The sequence below is a fragment of the Micromonospora sp. ZG13 genome (genome assembly GCF_059359355.1).
Map to the genome: position 1 here is coordinate 1 of NZ_JCADBQ010000003.1, position 14018 is coordinate 14018.

At 72.7% G+C, this 14018-nt stretch carries 12 protein-coding genes; 4 read left to right on the forward strand and 8 right to left on the reverse strand.

Translation table 11 applies throughout. The annotated features are described in order from the left end of the window. Positions 1-304: 304 nt before the first annotated feature. Positions 305-1537, reverse strand: coding sequence for a cytochrome P450 family protein (locus AC5L34_RS07550; RefSeq protein WP_357714802.1), 1233 nt, complete (start codon positions 1535-1537; stop codon positions 305-307). Between the two features lie 238 nt (positions 1538-1775). Here AC5L34_RS07550 and AC5L34_RS07555 point away from each other — a divergent pair, with 238 nt between their 5' ends. The 3 genes from AC5L34_RS07555 to AC5L34_RS07565 are packed head-to-tail and all read left to right on the forward strand — an operon-like array spanning position 1776 to position 3622. Beyond that, positions 1776-2639: a 3-hydroxybutyryl-CoA dehydrogenase gene (locus AC5L34_RS07555; RefSeq protein ID WP_441178097.1), complete on the forward strand. Its 864-nt coding sequence runs from the start codon at positions 1776-1778 to the stop codon at positions 2637-2639. Continuing rightward, positions 2636-3133 (forward strand): YbaK/EbsC family protein, encoded by a 498-nt coding sequence (locus AC5L34_RS07560; RefSeq protein WP_089001724.1) that lies wholly within the window; start codon positions 2636-2638, stop codon positions 3131-3133. Before AC5L34_RS07555 ends, AC5L34_RS07560 begins: the two co-directional genes overlap by 4 nt. Before the next feature lie 3 nt (positions 3134-3136). After that, complete coding sequence (locus AC5L34_RS07565) at positions 3137-3622, forward strand: pyridoxamine 5'-phosphate oxidase family protein (RefSeq protein WP_494824229.1); 486 nt, start codon at positions 3137-3139, stop codon at positions 3620-3622. 25 nt (positions 3623-3647) lie between these two features. Here the strand turns inward: AC5L34_RS07565 and AC5L34_RS07570 are convergent, their stop codons facing one another. From AC5L34_RS07570 to AC5L34_RS07600, 7 genes are all read right to left on the reverse strand, one after another. Beyond that, positions 3648-4280 (reverse strand): hypothetical protein, encoded by a 633-nt coding sequence (locus tag AC5L34_RS07570; protein ID WP_494824231.1) that lies wholly within the window; start codon positions 4278-4280, stop codon positions 3648-3650. 3 nt (positions 4281-4283) lie between these two features. Next, positions 4284-6011 carry an acyl-CoA dehydrogenase family protein gene (locus AC5L34_RS07575; protein ID WP_441178100.1) on the reverse strand — a complete coding sequence of 576 codons (1728 nt, stop codon included), beginning with the start codon at positions 6009-6011 and terminating at the stop codon, positions 4284-4286. A 94-nt stretch (positions 6012-6105) separates the two neighbouring features. Next, a complete protein-coding gene (locus tag AC5L34_RS07580; protein ID WP_441178101.1) occupies positions 6106-7155 on the reverse strand; it encodes a methyltransferase in 1050 nt (349 codons plus the stop codon). Beyond that, positions 7152-7895 (reverse strand): N-acetyltransferase, encoded by a 744-nt coding sequence (locus tag AC5L34_RS07585; protein ID WP_441178102.1) that lies wholly within the window; start codon positions 7893-7895, stop codon positions 7152-7154. The genes AC5L34_RS07580 and AC5L34_RS07585 overlap by 4 nt, the downstream gene beginning before the upstream one ends. A gap of 19 nt (positions 7896-7914) precedes the next feature. Continuing rightward, positions 7915-8673: a leucyl/phenylalanyl-tRNA--protein transferase gene (locus AC5L34_RS07590; RefSeq protein ID WP_441178103.1), complete on the reverse strand. Its 759-nt coding sequence runs from the start codon at positions 8671-8673 to the stop codon at positions 7915-7917. Next, positions 8673-11687 (reverse strand): non-ribosomal peptide synthetase, encoded by a 3015-nt coding sequence (locus AC5L34_RS07595; RefSeq protein WP_494824233.1) that lies wholly within the window; start codon positions 11685-11687, stop codon positions 8673-8675. The genes AC5L34_RS07590 and AC5L34_RS07595 overlap by 1 nt, the downstream gene beginning before the upstream one ends. Positions 11688-11930: 243 nt before the next feature. Next, complete coding sequence (locus AC5L34_RS07600; RefSeq protein WP_494824235.1) at positions 11931-12797, reverse strand: helix-turn-helix transcriptional regulator; 867 nt, start codon at positions 12795-12797, stop codon at positions 11931-11933. A 166-nt stretch (positions 12798-12963) separates the two neighbouring features. On the opposite strand from AC5L34_RS07600, the gene AC5L34_RS07605 reads away from it, so the two are divergent. Next, a complete protein-coding gene (locus AC5L34_RS07605) occupies positions 12964-13905 on the forward strand; it encodes an isopenicillin N synthase family dioxygenase (protein WP_494824236.1) in 942 nt (313 codons plus the stop codon). Positions 13906-14018: the final 113 nt, after the last annotated feature.

The window sequence follows — 14018 nt, forward strand, 5'->3', positions numbered from 1 at the left end:
ACGGCCTCGGCCTCGAACCCGGCCGCAGCCTCCAAGAACTCCAACACCGCATCCTCGAACACGACACCAAAATCCAGGTACCGGCGTTGGTGGGGTGAGCGACACCCACGCGAGGGCCGTGGCCGCCTCCGCCACGCGGACGCGTCGACCCGGCCTTCTCCCCCGCGCCGCCGCGACGACAGCCGGGCACGGTCAGGCGCGGCAGTTCCCGGCGGTCGGTCGACCGTCGCGTGCTGCCGCGCCTGACCGTGCCCACGCCACCGCCCCGGCCCGGGTCCCCGGGCCGGGGCGGCGCGGTGGTCGCCTAACCGTGTCGCAGCAGCACCGGCAGCGACGCCACGTCGTTCGCCATGAACGAGCGCAGCGGCTCGATCTCGTCCGGCGGCACGGCCAGCGCGAGGTTCGGGAAGCGCGCGAACAGCGCCGGCACCGCGACGGCCGCCTCCAGTCGCGCCAGGCGGGCGCCGGGGCAGAAGTGCGGGCCCGCCCCGAACGCGAGGTGCTCCTTGTTCTCCCGGTCGATGTCGAACACCCCCGGGTTCTCGTGGACGGCCGGGTCGCGCCCGTGCGCCAGGTAGCTGATGAGGATGGCGTCGCCCGCCCGGATGACGATCCCCTCGCCGAGGTCGATGTCCTCCTTCGCCCAGCGCATCGGCAGCGCCGCCACCGGGCAGTGCGCCCGCAGCGCCTCCTCGATCGCGTCCGGCCAGCGGGCCGGGTCGGCCAGCAGGGTGGCCAGCTGGTCCGGGTGGGCGAGCAGCTCGCGGACCGTGTGGTCGATCAGCGTCACGGTCGTCTGGCTGCCGCCGCCGATGAGCAGCAGCAGCATGTCGACCAGCTCCTGCTCGCTGAGCGGCTCCTCGCCCTCCACCCGGGCCGCCATCAGGAAGCTCGTCAGGTCGTCGGAGGGCTCGCGGCGCTTCAGGTCGATCAGCGTACGCATGGCGACGTTCATGTCGACGTAGACGGCGGCCGACTCCTCCTCCGGCACGTTGTCGGTGTTCAGCACCACGCGCAGGATGCGCAGCACCTCGGACCGCAGATCGTCCGGCACCCCGAAGAGGTCGCAGATCACCCTGGTCGGCAACTGCTGCGAGTAGATGGTGTGCAGGTCGACCGGCTCGTCCGACGGGCGCGTGGCCAGGTCGTCGAGCAGCCGTTCGGCGACGAGCTCCACGTGCGGGCGCATCGCGTCGATCCGCTTCGGTGTCAATGCCGGCGCCACGAGCTGCCGCAGGCGCTGGTGCTCGCGGCCCTCCGCCGTGGACATGGACTCGACGTCCACCCACGGCGACAGCCACTTGATCTCGCCGGGGGTGTAGCTGGGCACGTTCTTCGTGACGTTGCGGGAGACCCCGGGGTGGGTCAGCAGGCGCCGGACCACGTCGCCGCGGGTGATCGACCAGGCCAACATGCCTTCCGGCAACTCGACGGCCACCGCGGGGCCGGCGGCGCGAAACTCGTCGATCTGCGCGTACAGGCACTTGCCGCCGCGGCTGTCGATCTGGGTGGTGGGGGCAGCGCTGAAGTCGACCATAGTGCGCCTCCTAGCTGATGAGTTAACGCAAAAAAAGGTAACTGTCGATCGGGAACTGCCGGGTAACGACCTTCTCGCGCCCGCCACGAATTCGACTGGACAAAGGCGCAGATCATTGCGTCGGCACAGCGGCCCAACCTATCGTCCTTCCACGACACTTGTCAGGGAGCGGCGATCCCGCCCTACTCACCGAAATCCGCGGCAAACCATTTGTTAACGCGTGTGCGGAGGCAGAAACATGGACAGGATTCGCCGGATCGGCGTCGTCGGGTGCGGGGTCATGGGCGCCGGGATCGCCGAGACGTGCGCGAGGGCCGGGCTGGACGTGCTCGTCGCGGTGTCGCGACCAGCCTCCGTCGCGCCGGGTCGGGCGCGGCTGACCGCGTCGCTGGACCGCGCCGTGAGCCGGGGCAAGCTGAGCGAGGCGGACCGGGACGCGGCACTGGCCCGGATCGCCTTCACCGCCGACCTGACCGACTTCGCCGACCGCCAGTTGGTGATCGAGGCGGCGTCGGAGCAGGAGTCGATCAAGCTCGACGTGTTCGCCACGCTCGACAAGGTCGTCGAGGACGAGGAGGCGATCCTCGGCTCGTGCACGTCGTCCTTCCCGATCGTGCAGCTCGGTGGCGTCACCAACAGGCCCGAGAAGGTGGTGGGCATCCACTTCTTCAACCCCGCGCCGGTGCTCGCGCTCGTGGAGGTCGTCGGCTCGGTCCGCACCGACCCACGGACGGTCGACACGGTGGACGCCTTCGTCACCGACGTGCTCGGCAAGCAGGTCGTCCGCGCCAAGGACCGGGCGGGCTTCGTGGTGAACGCGCTGCTGATCCCGTACCTGATCGCCGCCGTCCGGATGGTGGAGTCCGGCATGGCCTCGGTCGCCGACATCGACAAGGCGATGACGCTCGGCTGCGCGCACCCGATGGGCCCGCTGCGCCTCGTCGACCTGATCGGGCTCGACATCGTGGCCGCGGCCGGCGAGTCGCTGTACAAGGAGTTCCGGGAGCCGCTCTACTCGCCGCCGCCGCTGCTCGCCCGCATGGTGGCCGGCGGTCTGCTCGGCAAGAAGTCCGGGCGGGGCTTCTACGAGTACGGGCGATGAACACCTACCAGCGGCTGACCGGTCTGCTGGAGTCGCACGACGCGCGGTTCCGGCTCATCCCGCACGAGCCGCAGGGCGTCACCTCGCCGGCCAGCCGGCTGCGCGGCCACCCGCTGTGCCAGGCGGCGAAGTGCATCGTCGCCCGGGTCAAGCTCGGCAAGAAGGTGAACCGCTTCGTGCTGGCCGTCGTCCCCGGTGACCGGCTGGTCGCGCTCGACGCCGTACGGCAGATGTGGGACGGCACGTACGTGTCGTTCGCGACCAGGGAGACGGCGGAGGAGTTGTCCGGCTGCGTCAGCGGCACGATCATCCCGTTCAGCTTCCGCGACGACCTGGAACTCGTGGTGGATCCCCGACTGCTCGACGAGCCCGAGATCTACTTCAACGCCGCCCGGCTCGACATGTCGATCGCCCTGGACACGCGGGACTACGTACGCCTGGCCGGGCCGCGGATCGCGTACATCGCCGGGACGTCCCTCGCGGAGGTGGGCTGAACCATGGACCTCGCCGACCGGCTGCACCGCGTCCTCACCGGCGCGAAGTACCTGTCCCTGTCCACGCTGTCCGCCGACCGCCGGCCGTGGACGTCCGTGCTCCAGTACGCGTGGCTGCCCGACCCGCTGCGCTTCCTGTTCGGCTCCGCGACGCGGTCGCGGCACAGCAGGCACGTGGCGGCCCGGCCGAGGGTCAGCGGGGCGCTCTTCGTCACCGGCGGCGGGCTCACCGAGGTCGACGGCGCCCAGTTCACCGGCACCTGCCGGGAGCTGACCCCCGACGAGGTGCGCACCCACCACGCCACCTTCTACGACGCCCTGCTGCCCGACGAGGCGAGCAGGGCGGAGTACACGCTGCCGGTGTCGGCCCTGCTGCCGCCGGCCGAGCACCGCATCTACCAGGTCACGCCGGACCGCGTGTGGCTCGTCGACACCAGCACCTGGATCGAGGACCGGATCGACCGCCGGATCGAGGTGGACCTGCCCTGATGGCGGGTCCACCCCGGTCCCGGCCTCACCCGGTCATCGTCGCCCAGAACACCGCCTCGTAGGCGTGCACCATCCGCGCCGCGCGCAGGGCCTCCACCGGGTCGTCGCCCGCCGCCAGCCCCGCCGACACCACGCCGGCCGCCTGCTCCAGCACCTCGGCCGGCGTCTCGGCGAAGTAGCGGAAGTGGGCGACCGCCGCGTCCGAGAAGCCGTACCGCGCCTGGAGGGCGTCGGCCACCCGGGCGTAGAAGCCGCCCGACTCCTCGACGTTGACCAGCAGGGCCAGCGGGATCGCCGAGCGCGGCCCGAACACGGCGGTCCGGACGATGAAGGAGGGGTACGCCTGGGCCAGCGGCCGCGGCTCGTACGCCCGCAGCTCCTTCTCCCCCACTCCCACGGCGGCGGCGAAGTCCGGCAGCAGCCCCAGCGCCTCCTCCTCCGCGCCGGCCATGGCCAGGAACAGCGGCTCGGGGAAGCGGGCCGCCAGGAACGCGAAACTGCTCCGGTCGCTGGACACCAGGTGGTGCAGCTCGCCGGCCAGGGCGGCCAACCGGTCCACCGGCACCTCGCCGCGTTCCAGCTGCTCCAGGAACCGGTTGGGCGCCATCTCCAGCGACCGTCGGCCCTGCGCCACCAGCTCTGCCACGTGTTCGTCCACGGGTCACCTCCGAATCGTGCGGTGCAGGTTCGGGCGGGTCGCCGGTCCCGGTGCGGGCTCGGCGATCCACGGCCCCTCGATGGACGCGTCGAGCACGCCCTCTTCCAGCCAGGTGAAGTCCCCGCCCAGCACCCGCCGGGCGAGCGCGACGTCGTCGCCGTCGGTGTCGTCCCGCAGCCGCCGGCGAAGCTCCGCCACCCGCTGCCGGGACTGCCGGCAGAACGCGTCGGCCAGCTCGGGCGCGGTGCCGCCGAGCGCCCTGGCGTACACGCAGGCGGCGGTCATCGCGTACAGCTCGGCGGCCACGTCCACGACGCGGCCGAGGAACAGCTGCCGCTCGGCCACCGCCTCGCCCCACCGCTGCCGGCCGTCGGCGAGGTGCCGGGCCAGCTCGGCGCTTGTCGCGTCGACGAACGACAGGTGCCCGGCCAGGTCGCCGAAGCCGGGCGGCGGCGTGACCGGCGCGCTCCGCTCGCCGGGGGTCTCCTCCTCGTCGGCCAGCGCGTCGGTGGCGACGAACACCCGCAGCGCCTCGCTGGAGCCGTCGAAGATGCGGCCGACGCGCAGGTCCCGGAAAAGCTGCTCGACGGGGACGCCGCGCTCACCGCGCGCAGCGGCGGACTCCGCGGTCTCGTACCCACGGCCGCCCCGGATCTGCAGGAGCTCGTCGGCGACGCGCCACGCCTGCTCCGAGGCGAACAGCTTCGCCAGCTCGGCCTCCGTGTGCGTGTCCAGCAGGCCGGCGTCGGCGTGCCGGCCGGACACCTCGACCATGGCCTCCAGGGCGAAGGCGGTCGCCGCGATGTACGCGATCTTGCCCGCCACCGCCTCGTGCTCGCCGATGGGCCGGTCCCACTGCACGCGTACGCCCGACCACTCGCGGGCGATCTTCAGGCTCCACTTGGCGGCGGCGGCGCAGACGGCGGGCATCGACAGCCGGCCGGTGTCCTGCGCGGCGAGCGCCACCTGGAGTCCCTGCCCCTCCGGCCCGATCCGGCGGCCCTGCGGCACCCGGACCCCGTGCAGCCGGACGACCCCGTTCTCCAGGCCGCGCAGGCCCAGGAAGGAGCTGCGGTGCTCCACCGTGACCCCCGGCGCGTCGGCCTCGACCACGAACGCGGACATGCCTCCCGGGCCGCTCTCCGACGGCGGGACCAGTGCCATCACCACGATCAGGTGGGCGATGGTGCCGTTGGTCGTCCACAGCTTCACCCCGTCGAGGCGGTAGCCGCCGTCGTCCGTGGGGGTGGCGGTGGTCCGCATCCGGAAGGGGTCGTTGCCGATGTCGGGCTCGGTGAGGGCGAAGGCGGAGATCTCGCGTACGCACCTCGGCAGCAGCTCGCGCTTCTGCGCGTCGGTGCCGAACAGCCGCAGCGGCTGGATGAGGCCGATCGCCTGGTGCGCGCCGAGCAGCTCACCGAGCGAGGAGTGCGCGCTGCTGACGATCATCAGGGCGCGGTGGTAGCAGACCCCGGACAGGCCGAGCCCGCCGTACTCCCGGGGGAGCTTGATGGCGAACGCGCCGAGGTCGCGCAGGCCCTCGACCACCTCGTCGGGGATCCGGTCGTCGCGCTCGATGAGCCGGCCGTCCACCTTATCCGTGCAGAACGCGCGCAGCCGCGCGAGGAACGCCTCGGCGTCGGCGTCGATCCCGGCGTCGGGCAGCGGGTCGAGCAGGTCGATCCGCAGCCTGCCGCGCAGCAGTTCCTTGCCGAAACTCGGTCTGGACATCGTTGCCTCCCCGTCGGCGGGTGCTCTGGTGCGGGACGCGCACGGGCCACGTCCGCCCGCCGGGGCGGTGCGGACGTGGTCCGTCGTCGACGCGTCAGCTGGCCGGCACGGCCTTGATCAGCGAGAGGGGGCCGGCGGCGCCGTGGCCGCACCACTCGACGGTGAAGCCGGTCTCGGCGAGCAGGGACCGGAACTCGCTCTCGGTCCGCTCCCGGCCGCCGGCGGTCACCAGCATGTTGATGTCCGTGTAGAACATCACCGGGTTGTCGGTGTTCGCGGTGTCCGGCAGCACGGATCCGACGATCAGCAGGGTCGCGCCGGCGGGCAGGTGCGCGCGCACCGTGGCCAGCAGCTTGCGGGCGTTCTCGTCGTCCCAGTCCTGGAAGACGCTCTTGATGATGTACAGGTCGCCGTCGCCCGGCACCGACGAGAAGAAGTCGCCCGCGACGATCTCGCAGCGCTCGGAGACCCCGGCGGCGGCGAGCACGCCGGCGGCCTCGGCCACGCCCGCGGCGCTGTCGAAGCACACCCCCCGCAGGTGCGGGTGGGTGCCGAGGATCGCGGCGAGCAGCGTCCCGTCGCCGCCGCCGACATCCACCACCGTACGGACGCCGGAGAAGTCGTACCCGTCGGCGACGAGCTGGGCGGACGCCCTGGACTCCTGGCCCATCGCCACGTTGAACAGCGCGGACAGCTCGGGGTGCTCGGCGAGGTGCACGTAGGCGTTCCTGCCGTGCACGTGGTCGAAGGCGCACTCACCGGTCTCGATGGAGTGCCGCACCTGCTGCCAGGACGAGAACAGCGTCGGGTTGGTGAAGAACCGGGTGAACGCCCACAGCGAGTTCGGCGAGTCGGTGCGCAACTGCTCGCCCACCTCGGTCAGCCGGAACTCCCCCGGCGTCGGCTCGGTCAGCACGCCGACGGCCACGAGGGTCCGCAGCAGCCGGTGCAGCGACGGCGCGTGGGTGCCCGTCGCCTCGGCGAGCTGCGCGCTCGTGACGCGGCCGTCGTGGATGTGGTCGGCGAGCTTCAGCTCGGCGGCGAGCGCGAGCGACTGCGAGGCCATGTACCCGCCGATGATCTCGATCAGCGCGGCACGGTTACGGATCTTGGAGGCCAGGGTGGCCGGAACGGTGCTGGTCATCGGTCATGCCTTTCCGCGAGAGGGTGTCGAACCCACACGTTGGGCTCGACGTAGACGGCGTGGTCGTGCTCGACGTTCACCGCGACCGGGGTCAGGGCACCCGGCACGACGACCGGTCCGCTGGTGTCGAACGGCAGCCCCGTCCAGGCGCGCCACTGCGCGAGGCTGCCGGAGATCGTCATGGAGGCCGGGCAGACCTGGAGCACCCGCCCGCCCGCCCGGACGTGCACGCGCAGCCACGGGTCGACCGGCAGCCCGTCGTCGCGGGTCCGGGCGGCGTACCCCGTCATCGGCTCGTGCGGCTCGGCGTGCTTGCCGCTGGGCCGGACCGGGCCCACGACGTCGCGCAGGCCGTGCCGGCGGGCGTTGTCCTTGACCGCCGCCAGGACGCGTCCCGACATGTTCCGCGCCTGCATCCCCGGCACCACGGCTATCTCCAGCGCGCACAGCGCGGTGAGCTCGCGGCCGGCGGCGGTGTCGAGCATGCTCAACCCCAGCACCGCGTCCCAGCCGGTGTCGGGCAGGCTCGCCGGGTCGCCGTCCCAGGCGAACGGCACGCTGGCCGCGCGGGCGATCACCGTGTCGTCGGCGTCGAGCACGACGAGCTGGTGTTCCGGGTACCGGTCGAGGGCCCAGCCGACCACCATCGGCTCGGGCGGGATGTAGTCGGGCCAGGACGCCTCCATGTGGAGCATCCCGTCGCGCAGGTCCGGTCGCTCGGCGAGCGTCAGCACGCGCATGCGGGTCACCTCCCGTCGGTCAGGCGGCCAGGCTGCGCGCGGGCAGCGGGTCCGCGGGCATGGCGCAGTTGTCGTCGGCGTGCTTGCGCAGCAGCGCCAGGTATTCGGCCCGGGGCACCGCGACGGCGCCGATGAGCTTCGCGTGGTCGCCGTCGTGCTGGACGTCGACCGCAGCGCCGCCGCTGTCCGCGACGCGCCGCACCAGGCACGCGACCGCGACCTTCGCGGCGCCGCTGCGCAGGGCGAACTGGGAGTCGGCGCTGAACAGGCCGCCCACGCGTACGCCGAAGGTGCCGCCGACCAGCTCGTCGCCCTCCCACACCTCGACGCTGTGGGCGTGCCCGGCCGCGTGCAGCTCGCGCAGCGTCGAGACGAGCCGGTCGGTGAGCCACCGGGGCTCGCGGCCGGCGCGGCAGTGCTGCACGACCCGGTCGAAGCAGGCGTCGAGCGTCGTCGTCCACTCGACCTTGTTGCGCAGCTGCCGCCGCAGGCTGCGCTGGATGCGGGCCTGGTCGACGTGGATGACCGGACGCGGGTCGGGCGAGCACCAGGCGACGGCGTACGGGTCGGCGCTGCCGGCGAGGACGGCGATCCGACCGGCGGCGACGTCCGCCTCGTAGGTGAACTCGCTGACGATCTTCCGTTCCTCGGTGTCGGCCGGGAACGGGAACAGCCCGTGCCGGTACGCGTCCAGCAGCGTCGTCGCGGACAGGTCGTCGCCGAACGCGACCGGCCCGTCGGCGGGGGCCTCGGTGAGGTCGAGCGTCTCCCAGCCCATCACGCGGCCCGCAGGAACTCGGTGCGGGTCAGGTAGCCGATGTAGCGGTCGAGCATCCCGGCGTCCACGGTCGGGATCTCGATGCCGCTGCCGTGCAGCGCCCGCTCCACGTTGGTACGCGAGAAGACCGGGAACGTCGTCTCCAGGTACATCTCGGCGACGCTCATCTGGCCGGTCGCGCAGCGGTCGATGAACAGCGGCGCGAAGGGGGTCATCGGGTGGTCGGGCTGCTCCACCGCGACCCGCACCATCTCGTCGAGCCACTCGGCCCACGGCACCTCGCGGATGTCGTGCCCGTGCGCCCGCAGGCGCTCGACCAGCACCGAGATGTTGACCTTCCCCGGGTTGGTGAGGTGGTAGACCTCGCCGGCGGGGCGGGACGCCCGGGCGATGTGCGCGACCGCGGCGGCGAAGACGTCGACCGGCGTGTAGTCCAGCGGCAGTTCCGCGACCGGGGCGGTGCCCGTGTCCACCACGAACTTCTTCATGGCGCACATCTCGGTGGCGATGTTCCACGCGCCGTTGACCCGGTCGCCGGAGATGTCGGCGGCCCGGTAGATCGCCACCGGCAGCCCCTGCTCGGCCGCCCGGTGCAGCAGCGCCTCGGCCACCCACTTGCTCTCCACGTACCCGACGGAGAGGTGGTCGGCGTACGCCAGCGGGGTGTCCTCGTCGACGTGCCGGACGCCGCCGGTGCCGAAGCCCGCGACGACCGCCATGGTCGACGTGTAGTGGATCGGGACGTTGCGGTGCCGGGCGGCCATCCGGATGATCTCGCGGGTGCCGTCGACGTTCGCCGGCCGCATGTGCGAGTACGGGTAGATGAAGTTGACGGTCCCGCCGGGGTGGTGGATGACGTCGACGGTGCGCGCCAGCTCGTCGAAGGCCGCCTCGGACAGGCCGAGCCCGGGCGTCGCGAGGTCGCCGGGGACGGCGACGATCCGGCCCGCCGCCCGGTGACCGGCGAGGTCCTCGCCGAAGTAGTGCCGCGCGTTGGCCTGGATGCGGGCCAGGCCCTGCTCCGGGCCGCCGGCGCGGACGAGGCAGTGCACGACGGCGTCCGTGGTGTCCAGCAGCTCCCGCAGCAGGTAGATGCCCAGGAAGCCGGTGGCGCCGGTGAGGAACACGTGGCGGGGGTCCTGCCAGCGCGGCTCGTCGGACACGTCGCGCCGGATCTCCACGTCCAGCCGCGTCTCGGCGGCGAAGTCGACCCGCTTGCGGGTGTCGTCGCCGGCGAGCGTGCCGGCCCGCGCCTCGCGTACCGCCCGGGCCAGGCCGCGCGGCGTCGCGTCCTCCAGCAGCAGCCGGATCAGCGGGCGCACCTGGGTGATGAGCACGCCGAAGGAGCCACGGATCTTCGCGAGCAGCTCGGCGGCGAGGATAGAGTTGCCGCCCTGGGCGAAGAAGTTGTCGTCCGGCAGCACCCGGGGCACGCCCAGCACCTGCCCCCACAGCCGGGCCACGCCGCGCTCCACCAGGTCGACGGGGGTGTCGTCCACGCTCTCCGCCGCGACCGCCGTGGCCTGCGGCGCGGGCAGCGCGGCCAGGTCGACCTTGCCGTTCGCCTTCAGCGGCAGCTCGTCGAGGGCGACGAACGCCGTCGGCACCATGTAGTCGGGCAGGTAGCGGCCGACGAACCCGCGCAGCTCCGCGACGTCCAGCGGCCGTGGGCCGGTGTGGTACGCGACCAGGCGCCGCTGGCCGTCGTGCTCGTACGTGGTGACCGCGACCGTGTCGACGCCGTCGTGCGCCGCCAGCGTCGCCTCGATCTCGCCGGGCTCCACCCGGAAGCCACGGATCTTGACCTGCCGGTCGATGCGCCCGACCACCTCGAGGTTGCCCTCGGCGGTCCAGGCGCCCAGGTCGCCGGTGCGGTACATCCGCGCCCCGGGCTCGGGGGCGAACGGGTCCGGCCGGAAGCGGCCGGCGTCGTCCTCGGTCAGGTAGCCGCGCGCCACGCCCCGGCCGCCGATGTGGATCTCGCCGCGCTCGCCGGGGGCGACCGGTCGGTCGTCGGCGTCGAGGACGTACACGGCGGTGCCGGGCAGCGGCCTGCCGACGGGGGCGGCGCCCCGGTCGGGCAGCACGTCGGCGGTCAGCTCCATCAGGCAGGAGGTGATGGTGGTCTCCGTCAGCCCGTAGGCGTTGACCAGCCGCACCCCGGGCATCAGCGCCAGCGCCGTACGGCAGTCCTCCGCGTTGACCGCCTCGCCGCCCACGATGACCATGCGCACCGGCAGGTCACGGGCCTCCGCGCCGGCCTCGGCGAGGAAGCGTCGCCAGTACGCGGGGGTCAGGTCCATCACGGTGACGCCGTGGTGCCGCAGCCGCTCCGGCAGTTCGCTGGGCGCCCAGCTCAGCTCCGGCAGCACGAGCGTCGCGCCGCCGAGCAGCGCGACCGTGATCTGCTCGATGGAGGTGTCGAACGAGAGCGCGCCGAACTGCAACACCCGGTCGTCGGGCGTGACGCCGTAGCGGCCGGCCAGCTCCCCGCACAGGTGGCTCAGCGAGTGGTGCTCGACCACGACGCCCTTCGGCGTACCCGTGGAGCCGGAGGTGTAGATGACGTAGGCGGCGTCCCCGCCGCCCACCGCCACGGCCGGGGCCGTCGCGACGCCGGCCGCGACGGTCGCGGTCAGCGCCGTGACCGGCAGATCCGCGAAACGCGCCACGTCCCGCTCGTGGGTGATGACGATGGTGCAGTCGGTCTCCTTCACGAACGCCTCGACCCGGCTGTCCGGCAGCCCCGGGTCCACCGGCAGGTAGGCCGCGCCCGCCTTCCAGGTGGCGAGCAGGCCGACGACGGCGTCGATGGACCGTTCCAGGTGGACCATGACCACGGAGTCCGCGCCGGCGCCCCGGTCGACGAGGTGCCGGGCCAGGCCGTTCGCCCGGCGCTCCAGGTCCGCGTAGCTGATGCGCGCGTCGCCCTGCACGACCGCGATCCGGTCGGGCTGCGATGCCGCGCGGACGGCGATAAGTTCGTGGACACGCGGTTGCGTACGGATGTTCATGTTTTCCCTCGGGTGTGAGCACGGTCGTACCCGTGGATTTACCTGCCGCTGACCCAACGAATTTCGATACGGGCGACACTACTGCCTGGCGGCGGTTCCCCCGACTACCAGAATGAGCACCCGACCGATTCGGCACTACTCATCAGGGTAGTCATTCCGGCACGGTCGAACCCAGGTCGAATTCGGCTTGAACGGCGCCGGAAAACGCGATGTGGCGGTGGCGCCCGGAGGGTCGGACCGCCGCTACGCGGCGGAGGAGAGCGGCACGTGACGCACGAGTTCCGCCCGCGAGGAGATGCCCAGCCGGCGGAACAGGCCACGCAGGTGGTAGTTGACGGTGTGCGGCGACAGCCGTACCCGGGTCGCGATCTGCCGGTTGGTCATGCCCTCGGCGACCAGGCGCGCGATGGCCCGCTCGACGCCGCTGAACGACTCCCACGCGCCGCCGGCGTCCGGGCGGCGCTCCCGGGCGGCGGACGCGGAGCGCAGCCCGATCCTGCGTCGCAGGTCGGCGGGGGCCACGGGCTCCGCCGACGGCTCGGCGACGCGGGGCGCACCGGCCACGGCCCGGCGTCGGCGCAGGCGTTCGCGGTCGGCGCGCAGCGCCTGCCGTACGGCGGGCGGCAGGGCGTCGAGCACCGCCCACCACACCAGCTCGTACCGGAAGGCGAGGTCGTCACCCGCCCAGTCGAGCAGGCCGGCGTCGAGCAGCGCGTCCAGGTCGGGCAGCATCTGGGCGGTGTTCCGGCCGGTCATCGCCGCCAGCTCCGCGAGCTGGCAGCGGCGGCCGAGCACGGCGGCCACCCGCAGCAGCTGCCAGGAGCCGGTGGGCGTGCCGCGCAGCATGGCCCGGACCACCTCCTGGACCCGTCTCGGCGTCCGCGCCCGCCCGGGCCCGTCGGTGACGCCCTCGGCGCGGATCCCTTCGAGCAGCGCCGTCAGCAGCAACCGGTTCCCCGCCGCGGCGGCGACGAGCACGTCCACGGTCGGCTCCACCGCGATCCCCGACGCGTCGGCGACGAGCCGACCCACGGCCGCCGCGGGCAGCGGGCGGCCCGCCTCGGCGAGCGTCCCGACCATCTGCGACACCTGCTCGTCCTCGTACGCCACAACGCAATGGTGCATGTGAATGTCTGTCGCTCTCAACATTGCCTTACCGCCAGGTGCGTCGAGCAATTACCCACACATGGGGGAGGCGGGGTCGCGGCGAATTCCCGGCCGGTGACCGGGGATTGCTTCGATCAATGTATTGACATCGCTAGAGAGGCGGGCAGCTGTGGAACCCGTTGTGGTCCAGGATTTCGTACCGGCGATCGACCTGTCGGGCCGCGCCACCGCTGAGGGGCGCGCCGCCATCGCGGCGGCCATCGGCAAGGCGTGCGAGAGTTCGGGGTTCTTCACCGTCGTGGGGCACGGCGTGCCCGACGACCTGGTGAACCGCATGTACACCACCACGAAGGGCTTCTTCACCCGCCCGGAGGAGGAGAAGGACCGGAGCGCGAACCGCGGCTCCGGGGTGTCGGGGCTGCGCCGCCCCGGCGGCCCGTACGAGGCGTTCGCCGCGCACGTGACGGGCGACCTGAGCGACGAGGAGCGCGCGGCCCTCGGCACGCACCCGGCCACCTGGAAGGTGGCGAACATCTGGCCGGACGACGACTTCAAGGCGGTCTGGCACGAGTACATCGCCGCCATGACCGAACTGTCGGCGGACATCATGCGGCTGTTCGCGCTCGCCCTCGGGCTGCCGGAGGACTTCTTCGACAGCAAGTTCGACGAGCACGTGTCGCTGATCATCGCCAACTACTACTACCCGGCACCCGACGACGGCGTGCTGCGGCGGGAGATGCACACCGACTGGGGCAGCCTGACGGTGCTCTACGTGGAGGACGAACTGGGCGGGCTCCAGGTGCGGCGGGACGACGACGACTGGCTGGACGTGCCCGCCATCCCCGGCAGCTTCGTGGTGAACATCGGCGACCTGATGGCGTTCTGGACCGGCGGCCGGTGGGCGTCGACCGTGCACCGGGTGGTCAACCCGGAGGGGACCGACGCGCCCTCGCGCGTCTCCATCCCCTTCTTCTACCTGCCCAACCACGACACCACCATCGAGCCGATGCGCCCGCTGGCGCAGGAGAGCGCCGAGGCCGGGCTCGACCGGGTGACCGTCGGCGAGTGGTTCTCGCACAAGATGCAGTCGACGTACCAGGCGTCCGCGTAGCCGTACCGGCCGGAGCGCCCTCCCGCGCTCCGGCCGGTGGCGGGCCGGGTCGCCGGTGGGCCCGGGCCGTCGCCGACCCGCGCCACGCGGTCGGCACACCCGCCGGGCGTACG

Excerpts from the sequence above, each read along its gene's own strand:
- AC5L34_RS07580 (WP_441178101.1), bottom strand. The coding sequence starts at position 7,155 with ATGACCAGCACCGTTCCGGCCACCCTGGCCTCCAAGATCCGTAACCGT.
- AC5L34_RS07550 (WP_357714802.1), bottom strand. The coding sequence starts at position 1,537 with ATGGTCGACTTCAGCGCTGCCCCCACCACCCAGATCGACAGCCGCGGC.
- AC5L34_RS07590 (WP_441178103.1), bottom strand. The coding sequence starts at position 8,673 with ATGGGCTGGGAGACGCTCGACCTCACCGAGGCCCCCGCCGACGGGCCG.
- AC5L34_RS07595 (WP_494824233.1), bottom strand. The coding sequence starts at position 11,687 with ATGAACATCCGTACGCAACCGCGTGTCCACGAACTTATCGCCGTCCGC.
- AC5L34_RS07585 (WP_441178102.1), bottom strand. The coding sequence starts at position 7,895 with ATGCGCGTGCTGACGCTCGCCGAGCGACCGGACCTGCGCGACGGGATG.
- AC5L34_RS07555 (WP_441178097.1), top strand. The coding sequence starts at position 1,776 with ATGGACAGGATTCGCCGGATCGGCGTCGTCGGGTGCGGGGTCATGGGC.
- AC5L34_RS07560 (WP_089001724.1), top strand. The coding sequence starts at position 2,636 with ATGAACACCTACCAGCGGCTGACCGGTCTGCTGGAGTCGCACGACGCG.
- AC5L34_RS07575 (WP_441178100.1), bottom strand. The coding sequence starts at position 6,011 with ATGTCCAGACCGAGTTTCGGCAAGGAACTGCTGCGCGGCAGGCTGCGG.
- AC5L34_RS07565 (WP_494824229.1), top strand. The coding sequence starts at position 3,137 with ATGGACCTCGCCGACCGGCTGCACCGCGTCCTCACCGGCGCGAAGTAC.